We start from the raw sequence: 7818 nt of genomic DNA on the forward strand, positions 1-7818 counted from the left end.
GATTTCATCGAGGGCTGGTACAACTTGCATCGGTTGCACAGCAGCCTCGGCTACCGCAGTCCCGCCGAATACGAGACCGCACTCGCAGCCTGACCACCACACCAATGGTGTCCGTCAAAGTGGAACAAGCTCAGTCCAGAACACCTCGGTCTCGCTGTCGCCGACCATCACTCCCAGCACCTCGCGGCCGCCGTCCTCGGTGATGCCGGTGGCGATCACCACGGCCTGCGAGACGATCTGGTGCGCGACCCGTGCTTTGCAGTAGGTCGCATCGAGGTAGACGTAGGGGGAGCGGGTGTGGTCCAGGGGCCGGCCGCGGAACGCGGTCAGATGGGTGTCCAGGTCCGCGCAGATCCGTGAGACCTCGCTCTTGGAGATCCCGCTGTCCGCCCCCAGTGCCTTGACCAGGTCGTCGACCGAGCGGGTGGACACCCCATGGACGTAGGCCTCCATGATGACGGCGAACAGAGCCTGGTCGATGCGGCGGCGACGCTCCAGCAGGCTGGGGAAGAAGCTGCCCGAGCGCAGCTTGGGTATGGCCAGTCCAGGTCACCGGCCTGCGTGGTCAGCGTCTTGTCGCGGTGCCCGTTGCGCAGTGCGGTGCGTGCCTCGGTGTGCTCGTTCCACTCCGCGCCGATCCTCGACGTCGCCTCGGCCTCGATCAGCTCCTGCAGCATCCGCTCGGCCACGGACCGGACGAGTTCGAGTCCGTCCGCCGAACGCAGTGACTCCAGCAGCCGAAGTAAGTCATGCTGGGACAGGGCCATCATGCACCTCCTGGTTGAACTGGCCGTTTACCAGGGAGAGTTGCATGGTGGCCCGCCTGTCGGGCAGGTAGCGGAATCCCTATCGACACACGCCCCGGGGCGTACGCCCCAACGTTGATCGGCTACACCACGAAGCGGGACGCCATCCAGGCCTCGGCTCTGCCGGTCGTTGCGGACCACGTACGGGATCTTGAGACCACGAGCAGCCCATGGCAGGCTCATGCCGCATGATCGATGAATTCGCGAAAGACAATATGCACGGGAGGCTGCGGCGGGACCGCAAGGCGCTGCTCTGGAAACTCGACGGCTTGTCCGAATACGACGCCCGCCGGCCTTTGACAGCGACCGGGACCAACCTCCTCGGCCTGGTCAAACACGTGGCCACCGTCGAGGCCAGGTACTTCGGCGAGGTCTTCGACCGCCCTTCCCCGGAACCGCTGCCCCGGTGGCAGGACTCCAACGGCAGCGATCTGTGGGCGACCGAGGACGAGACCCGCGATCAGATCATCGGGTTCTACCGGCGCACGTGGGAACACTCGGACGCGACGATCAACGAGCTTCCCCTCGACGCCCCCGGCCACGTGCCGTGGTGGCCGGAGCCTTATGCCGACACGAACCTGTTCGCCGTCATGGTCCATGTCCTCGGCGAGTCCATCCGGCATACCGGGCACGCCGATATCCTGCGCGAGGGCCTCGACGGCCGGACCGGGTTGCGCGCCGAACACGAGAAGCAGATCGATGAAGAAGCCCGTGCAGCCTACTGCGCGAAGATCGAGCAGGCCGCCAGGTCGGCCGCACCCGTCAAGGCTTAGAGGGTGTCTCACGTGACGTGATGTTCGTGCCGGTCGTGGGTGCTGATCTATCGAAGTGGTTCCTGATGAACTCTGGGAGCTGGTCGCCCCGTTGCTGCAGTCGTTCGCTGCTCGTCCGCAAGGTGGTGGGACCGTTCCGTGTGACGAGCGGGCCGTGTTCACGACAGTGGTGTACGCGCTGACCAGCGGCTGTGCCTGGCGGCATCTGCCGCCGACGTTCGGCACGTCGCCCGCCACCGCGCATCGCCGCTTCACGGTATGGACCGAGGCCGGCACCTCCCGGGCCGAACAGGGCCTGCTACTGGCCCAGTACGCGGAACGTGCCGCTGCCGCGGACGAGGCCCAGCAGCGGGCGCGAGCCGAAGCGGATGCCGCACGGCACGAGGCCTGGCAGACCCTCCGGGGCTCCCGCTGCGCCGACCTCTTCGCCGACCAGGCGCCACCGACGAGGCGCCGCGCGAGCTCGCCGAGCTGCGGCACCGACTGGCCGCGATGCGGGCCGAACTCCCCGCGCTCGCCGAGCGGATCGACACCCAGCGCGTCCAGACCCTGCGGTTCCTGCGCGGCGAGGTCGTCGAGCTGCGGGCCCGCGTCGAGGAACTCCGCAGCGTCGCGGCGGGCCTGCGGACCGAGCAGCGGCTGCGCCGAACGATCGCCGACCAGGCCCCGGACCAGTACACCCGGGAGGACGCCGCCCGCGACGCTGCCGTGCGTGACAGGCACCGCCCGGCCGCCGACCGGCATCGCGACGGGCTGCGGAGCGACCGGGCGACGGCGAGCACGATGTCCGCACCACACGGTCGACGGCTCTACTGACCTTGGATCATGATGACGTCACGGTGTGGTGGGGACTGACAGAAGCCAAGATCGTTTCCCTGTGTGAGGCCGCGTTCCCCGCTCGCGGTCCCCACGGGCGGCCAATTGCACTCCCCAGGCTTGGGGCGTCGGACATGAAGGGTTACCTTCCGGTGGCTCCACTCATCTCTGCAGCACTGCTTCTTTGACCTGGTGCGTCGGCTGATCGCTGTTTCCATTCGCGGGGCTGTTCGACACACTACGGAAGTGGACTCCAACCTCTATCCCGACTTGGCTGCCGCGGGCAGTCTCGCTGCTGCGCTGGAGCAGGCGGCGGCCGGTCTTGGCGTCGATCTCGTGACCGTGCCCGGTGACTGGGGGGTACCCGTTTCGGCGCGCATCGCGGCCTCGGTCCCTGACCGCGAGCCGCTGTCCGTCCACATCGGGGCCGAGAGCCGCTGGTTCGGTGTCTCCGGCCGGAGCCGAGGGGTCGAGCTCATCACCGGAGGGACGCCGGACCTCGACGATGTCGTGAGGGCGGGCGTGGCATGGGGAGAGGGAAGGACCCTGCGGGAGCTGCAGGAGTTGCAGCCGTTCCTGCAGTTCAGCGAGCTTGCCGAGGCCCATGAGCGCGGGCCGGCCGCAGCGGTTGAGACGCAGTGGTGTCTTATGCGGCGACAGGCGGCCGACGCACCGGACTTCCCCCAGTTCGGCCTGCTCGTGGAAGCGGCCCACGCGGAACCGAGACTGCGGCAGCTCTACCCGTTCTCCAGCCACTGGACGCTCGGTTTCAATACCCATACGGGCATCCCGTGCCTGCCGGAGGTTGCCATCGTCCCGTCGTACGAGGATCGTCCCTACCGCGTCCAGAAGTTTCCTCATGGCGGCGTCATCGCGGAAGCGGCCACGGCGGAAGAGGCTGCCGCCCTGGCAGTTGCTCACCTTCCCGCCGGTCTCGGGCCCGCCGTCGCGGGAACTTCCGAACCAGTCGGATGACGCGCACGGCGGGAAGGCTGCAGGTTCGCCATACATCCCGTGCGGGCCCAGACGTCACACCGTCCGGGCCCTGCACGGGACGGGAGCATCAGCGCTTCATGAGGACGAAGACTCCCCAGCCGAGATACTCACGCGTGGAGCGCGCGTAGCGGGCGGGCTCGGTGGTGAGCTCCTCCCGTACCTCGGGGGCCAGTTCGTCGTCCGGGTTCCGGTCGAGCCAGCGGCGCATGCTGAGCCACTGGGCCGCGGCGTACCGGTCCCAGCTGTCCTGGTCGGCCAGCATCATTTCCACGATGTCGTACCCGAGGTCCTGGAACTGCTCGATCAGGGCCGGGAGTGGCACGAAGTCGGCGACGGCGGTGGCGTGGCATGCCGTGGCGGTCTCTTCGTCCGGAGGGGTCCGCCGCCAGTAGGGCTCGCCGATCAGCATCATCCCTCCGGGGCGGAGGCTGCGCTCGAGTAGCTCGGCCGTTCCGGCGACGCCGTTCCCGATCCACGTGGCGCCGACACAGGCGGCCAGATCGACCGGCTGGTCCGCGACATGGCCGGAGGCGTCACCGTGAATGAACTCGACCCGGTCGGCGACGCCGAGTTCGACGGCACGGGCCCGGGCCTGCTCGGTGAAGACCGTGCTGATGTCCACCCCGGTGCCGGTGATCTTGTGGTCACGCGCCCAGGTGCACAGCATTTCGCCCGAGCCGCTGGCCAGGTCGAGCGCCCGTGTCCCGGGGGTGAGGCGGAGCGCTTCGCCCAGAGCGGCGTACTTGGCCGGGGTCAGCGGGTTGTGGATGCGGTGGCTGCTCTCGCGGATGGTGAAGATGCGGGGAAGGTCCATGACCAGATTCCTTTCCGTCATGCCTTGCGGTGGGGGGAGCGGTTGATGGCGCGTCGCAGGCGCGCGATGTCCTTCATGGGCCGCTCCTGCTCGGCGCGCAGCCGCGCGTCGGTGCGGGAGGCGGCATAGGCGTTTTCACGCAGCAGCCGGTGGTAGCTGTCGAGGCGCCGCCGGGTGAGGTGGCCGTCCTCGATGGCGGACCGGACGGCGCAGTCCCGTTCGGCGGTGTGGGCGCAGTCGGCGAAGCGGCAGTCCCGCGCCAGTTCGGTGATCTCGGAGAAGGTCTGGTCCAGGCCCTCGTCGGCGTCGTGCAGGCCCACGCCGCGCAGGCCTGGGGTGTCGAGCAGGACCCCGCCGTGGGGCAGCGGCAGCAGCTCCCGCCAGGCGGTGGTGTGGCGGCCCTTGCCGTCGCTCTCGCGTACCGCGCCGGTGGCCAGGCGGTTCTCGCCCAGCAGGCGGTTGCCGAGGGTGGACTTGCCCGCGCCCGAGGGGCCGAGCAGGACGACCGTGCCCGACAGTACGGCGGCGAGGACGTCCATGCCCTCGCCAATGGCGGCGCTGGTGACCAGCACTTCCACACCCGGGGCGACCGCGGCCACCTCGGAGGCCGCCGACCCGGGGTCGGCGCACCGGTCGGCCTTGGTGAGTACCACCACTGGAGTGGCGCCGCTGTCCCAGGCCAGGGCGAGCATCCGCTCGATCCGCCCGTGCCTGAGCGGGTCGGCGAGCGAGACGGTCACCGCCACGGTGTCGACGTTCGCAGCCAGGACCTGGCCGTGGGAGGTGCGCGACGCGGTGGAGCGGACCACGGCGGTCCGGCGCTCCAGTACCTTCATGACGGTGGCGGAGGCGACTGCGGTGGCCGGTCGGACGGCCACCCAGTCACCGGTGCACGGCGTCAGCCGGTCACCGGGGCCCGACGCGGGGACGACCGCCGCGCGGACGGGCCCGGTCTCGGCGACGACGTCGCACAGGCCGCGCTCGGCCCGCACCACGCGGCCCGGAACCAGTCCGTCGACCCGCGACGGCGTGAAGGAACGCTCACGTTCCGCGTCCCAGCCGTAGTCGGCCAGGGTCAGGACGCGCGCAGGAGAAGAGAGAGCAGGTTGGCGTGAAGAGGGTAGATAAAACAACGTGGAGACCCTTGAAAGGGGGCCCCGCCGGACGGCAGGCGTGCCGGTACTACTCCCAACAAGGAGGAAGGCAGGCGAAGGTCAGGACGAGGCCCGGGAAGTGAGGATGATCCGGGCACCGCGCACAGCGGTGGTCTCCACGACAGTCATCAACTCACCTCCTTCGATCTCCGTTAGCGAACTGGTCTTCGCTGGTTTCAGCGTAACACCCGCCGTGGACGTCGACGTAGCGTGGGCGGCGCGTTGGAGACGCAGACCCCCGACGACGTCCGGCGTGCAACAGCGGAAGCACACGACGCGCGACCGTTCGGCTCGGTAGGACGACACGAAGGTCACAGCCGCACGCACGTAACTGAGCGTCACTTTGACCATAGAGAGCTACTTGGTCACCGGGCTCATCGCAGGGCTGACGCAGCTCACACCGAGGTAACCCCCGCAGCCGCCATCCACACGGGGTCCCGGCGCTCCAGCCACGAGCGGCCTGTGCCGACACGTTGTCCAGGATGCCGTCCCGGCCGTACGGGCCGGCGTCGGCCGATCGGCCACGCGCTGCGGTGACCAGGGCGACTGACCTCTGCTGTGCACCACTCGTCAGCCGGGCCGAACTTCCCTCAACGAGTACATCACCGACTGCGTCTAGGACGGCGGCACCTTCGAGGACTGCCGGCTCAAGGGGGAGCAGGAGCACTCCGCCCCGGCCAAGACCCCCGCCGACTGGGTCGAGGGGAAGATCTCCCAGATGGCCTCTGACGCGCTCAAGGAGGCCGCGAGCTGCATCGGCAAGGCCGTCGTGTGGCTGCTGGAGGAGTTCGCCGAGGTCTTCGCCAAGGCCTCCACCATCGACCTGGGCGACCGGTGATCGTCGTGTGCTTCTCGATCGGGTTCTTCGCCATGGCCGAGGGCAAGGGTATCCAGAACGTGATCGTCGGTCTGGTCATCTTCCTGCTGGCCTGCTTCTCCTGGCCGGTGCTGGCGAAGTTCATGACGTTCTCCACCATCGGCGCGGGCAGCTCGGCGGCGTCGGGCCTGATGAGTTCGCTCGGCTCCTCCGCCGCCGCGATGAGCGGCGGCTACCGCCCCGAACTGGGCGGCGCCGGTGCGGTCGGCGGCGGCAGCGCGTACACCCGCGCCCTGGAACAGGACACCTCCCACACCCTGTCCAGCGGCTCAAACGCCGCGGGCGGCGCGGCCGGGGGCGGCGCCGTGAAGAGTACGGGCCGCTTCGGCGGGGCCAGGACCGGGATCGGCCCCGGCACCAGCCCCTCACGAACCCGCCGGAGAATCCGAGGTGCCCGCTGTGGACGGCCAATGGCCTGCCACCGGGCAGATTCGAGCGGCGCGGCGACGTGCTGTACGAGCCCACCGACGGCAACCCCATCTGGCGGGTCAGGCCGGAGACCGCCGAAGCCCCGCCGACGAGCGTCCCGGCACAGGATGCGGCGCCCGTGCCCTCTGCGGCGGACGATGTCTTCGGGGCCGCGGTCCCCGACGACCTGTGGGACGGCTTCGAGTAGGTGCTGCAGGCGTGGGACGAGCACGTCCCGGTCCACGTCGCAGCGGGCGACGAGGTCCGCGCGGCAGTTTCCGGCGACCTCGACGCGATCGACCGCCCGGCCGGGGAGCCGATGGCCGCCCCCACCGCACCGTCCGCCGAAGGGGCGGACCGCCCCGGTCCGACCACGCAGGACGCCGCCGACGCGGTCAACGCCGCCCTGCGGGAACTCGACGAACACGCCGGCGGCATCACCCACCACCCCGACTGGCAGCGGCTGCAGACGGTCCGGGGCGCGGCTCGCCACCTGTGGGACACCCTGCGCGAGAAGGCCGGCGCCCACTGACGCGAACTGCGGGCCGACCTCCGCCTCCAGGGCTTCCTCAAGACGGTGTCAATCCGCGTGTGCGACTCCATCGCCCGCTGCGCCACGGGCCTGGCCGACTGGATCCGGAGCACCACCGCCGGTGAGCTGCCCAGTGCGCAGGCTCTGCTGGGGCTCGGCGACACCGCCCTCACCTACAGCACCGTCACGAGGCACACCCCGGCCGCCGCCGGCCCTCCGGCGCCACCCGTCCGCGACGCTGCCGGGAAGGAGCCCCCGCCCGAGGCGCTCCGTACGGGCAGGCCCCGCCCGTACGGCTCCCGCGACGAGGCGCTCAGGGCGACCGAAACCATCGCCCGGGCGTTCCAATCCTGGGCGGCCACCGACATGGGGCAGCAACTGGTCAAGTCCTCGCACCCCAGGGTGGTCGCCTTCCGGAACGCGTGGGGACAGCTCCCCGGAGCCGGACTGCCCACCGGGCCGGGCCCCGCCGCCGGCCGGTACGGCGAGGTCGCAGAGCGCGCGGCAGCCGTCGCCGGGGCCGCCGTCGCGGCGGCCCGCTTCACGGCGCCGGACGTCGCGGCCCTGCGGCTGGTCGCGAAGCTCGCCGAGACCCACGCCGACCGCCTCGCGGTCACCCTTCCCGGCGGGACGGGACTTGCC

At 70.2% G+C, this 7818-nt stretch carries 7 protein-coding genes and 3 pseudogenes; 7 read left to right on the top strand and 3 right to left on the bottom strand.

What is annotated here, in order from left to right; all coding sequences use genetic code 11:
• Nucleotides 1–123: 123 nt before the first annotated feature.
• Nucleotides 124–767: pseudogene (locus GUY61_RS31075) on the bottom strand (transposase); the annotation flags it as partial.
• Between the two features lie 227 nt (nucleotides 768–994).
• Here GUY61_RS31075 and GUY61_RS31080 point away from each other — a divergent pair.
• From GUY61_RS31080 to GUY61_RS31090, 4 genes and pseudogenes are all read left to right on the top strand, one after another.
• The gene (locus GUY61_RS31080) at nucleotides 995–1579 is read left to right on the top strand and encodes a DinB family protein (RefSeq protein WP_166633586.1); all 585 of its coding nucleotides are present in this window, start codon (nucleotides 995–997) and stop codon (nucleotides 1577–1579) included.
• A gap of 55 nt (nucleotides 1580–1634) precedes the next feature.
• Nucleotides 1635–1847, top strand: a pseudogene (locus tag GUY61_RS41985) (transposase); the annotation flags it as partial.
• 224 nt (nucleotides 1848–2071) lie between these two features.
• Entirely contained in the window at nucleotides 2072–2395 is a 324-nt protein-coding gene (locus GUY61_RS40715; RefSeq protein ID WP_243766881.1) for a hypothetical protein, read from the top strand.
• A gap of 246 nt (nucleotides 2396–2641) precedes the next feature.
• Complete coding sequence (locus GUY61_RS31090; RefSeq protein ID WP_313896956.1) at nucleotides 2642–3370, top strand: DUF6193 family natural product biosynthesis protein; 729 nt, start codon at nucleotides 2642–2644, stop codon at nucleotides 3368–3370.
• A gap of 88 nt (nucleotides 3371–3458) precedes the next feature.
• Here GUY61_RS31090 and GUY61_RS31095 read toward each other — a convergent pair whose 3' ends face one another.
• Together GUY61_RS31095 and rsgA are read right to left on the bottom strand one after the other, a co-directional pair.
• Nucleotides 3459–4205: a cyclopropane-fatty-acyl-phospholipid synthase family protein gene (locus GUY61_RS31095; protein ID WP_166633588.1), complete on the bottom strand. Its 747-nt coding sequence runs from the start codon at nucleotides 4203–4205 to the stop codon at nucleotides 3459–3461.
• Nucleotides 4206–4222: 17 nt separating this feature from the next.
• Nucleotides 4223–5338 carry a ribosome small subunit-dependent GTPase A gene (gene rsgA / locus GUY61_RS31100; RefSeq protein ID WP_166633589.1) on the bottom strand — a complete coding sequence of 372 codons (1116 nt, stop codon included), beginning with the start codon at nucleotides 5336–5338 and terminating at the stop codon, nucleotides 4223–4225.
• A 1346-nt stretch (nucleotides 5339–6684) separates the two neighbouring features.
• On the opposite strand from rsgA, the gene GUY61_RS31105 reads away from it, so the two are divergent.
• From GUY61_RS31105 to GUY61_RS31115, 3 genes and pseudogenes are all read left to right on the top strand, one after another.
• Nucleotides 6685–6852: a hypothetical protein gene (locus GUY61_RS31105; protein ID WP_166633590.1), complete on the top strand. Its 168-nt coding sequence runs from the start codon at nucleotides 6685–6687 to the stop codon at nucleotides 6850–6852.
• Nucleotides 6853–7176: a hypothetical protein gene (locus GUY61_RS31110; RefSeq protein ID WP_166633591.1), complete on the top strand. Its 324-nt coding sequence runs from the start codon at nucleotides 6853–6855 to the stop codon at nucleotides 7174–7176.
• 45 nt (nucleotides 7177–7221) lie between these two features.
• A pseudogene (locus tag GUY61_RS31115) lies at nucleotides 7222–7818 on the top strand (hypothetical protein); the annotation flags it as partial.

It is taken from the genome of Streptomyces sp. GC420 (genome assembly GCF_009916105.1).
GTDB lineage: Bacteria > Actinomycetota > Actinomycetes > Streptomycetales > Streptomycetaceae > Streptomyces.

Excerpts from the sequence above, each read along its gene's own strand:
- GUY61_RS31080 (WP_166633586.1), top strand. The coding sequence starts at position 995 with ATGATCGATGAATTCGCGAAAGACAATATGCACGGGAGGCTGCGGCGG.
- GUY61_RS40715 (WP_243766881.1), top strand. The coding sequence starts at position 2,072 with ATGCGGGCCGAACTCCCCGCGCTCGCCGAGCGGATCGACACCCAGCGC.
- GUY61_RS31095 (WP_166633588.1), bottom strand. The coding sequence starts at position 4,205 with ATGGACCTTCCCCGCATCTTCACCATCCGCGAGAGCAGCCACCGCATC.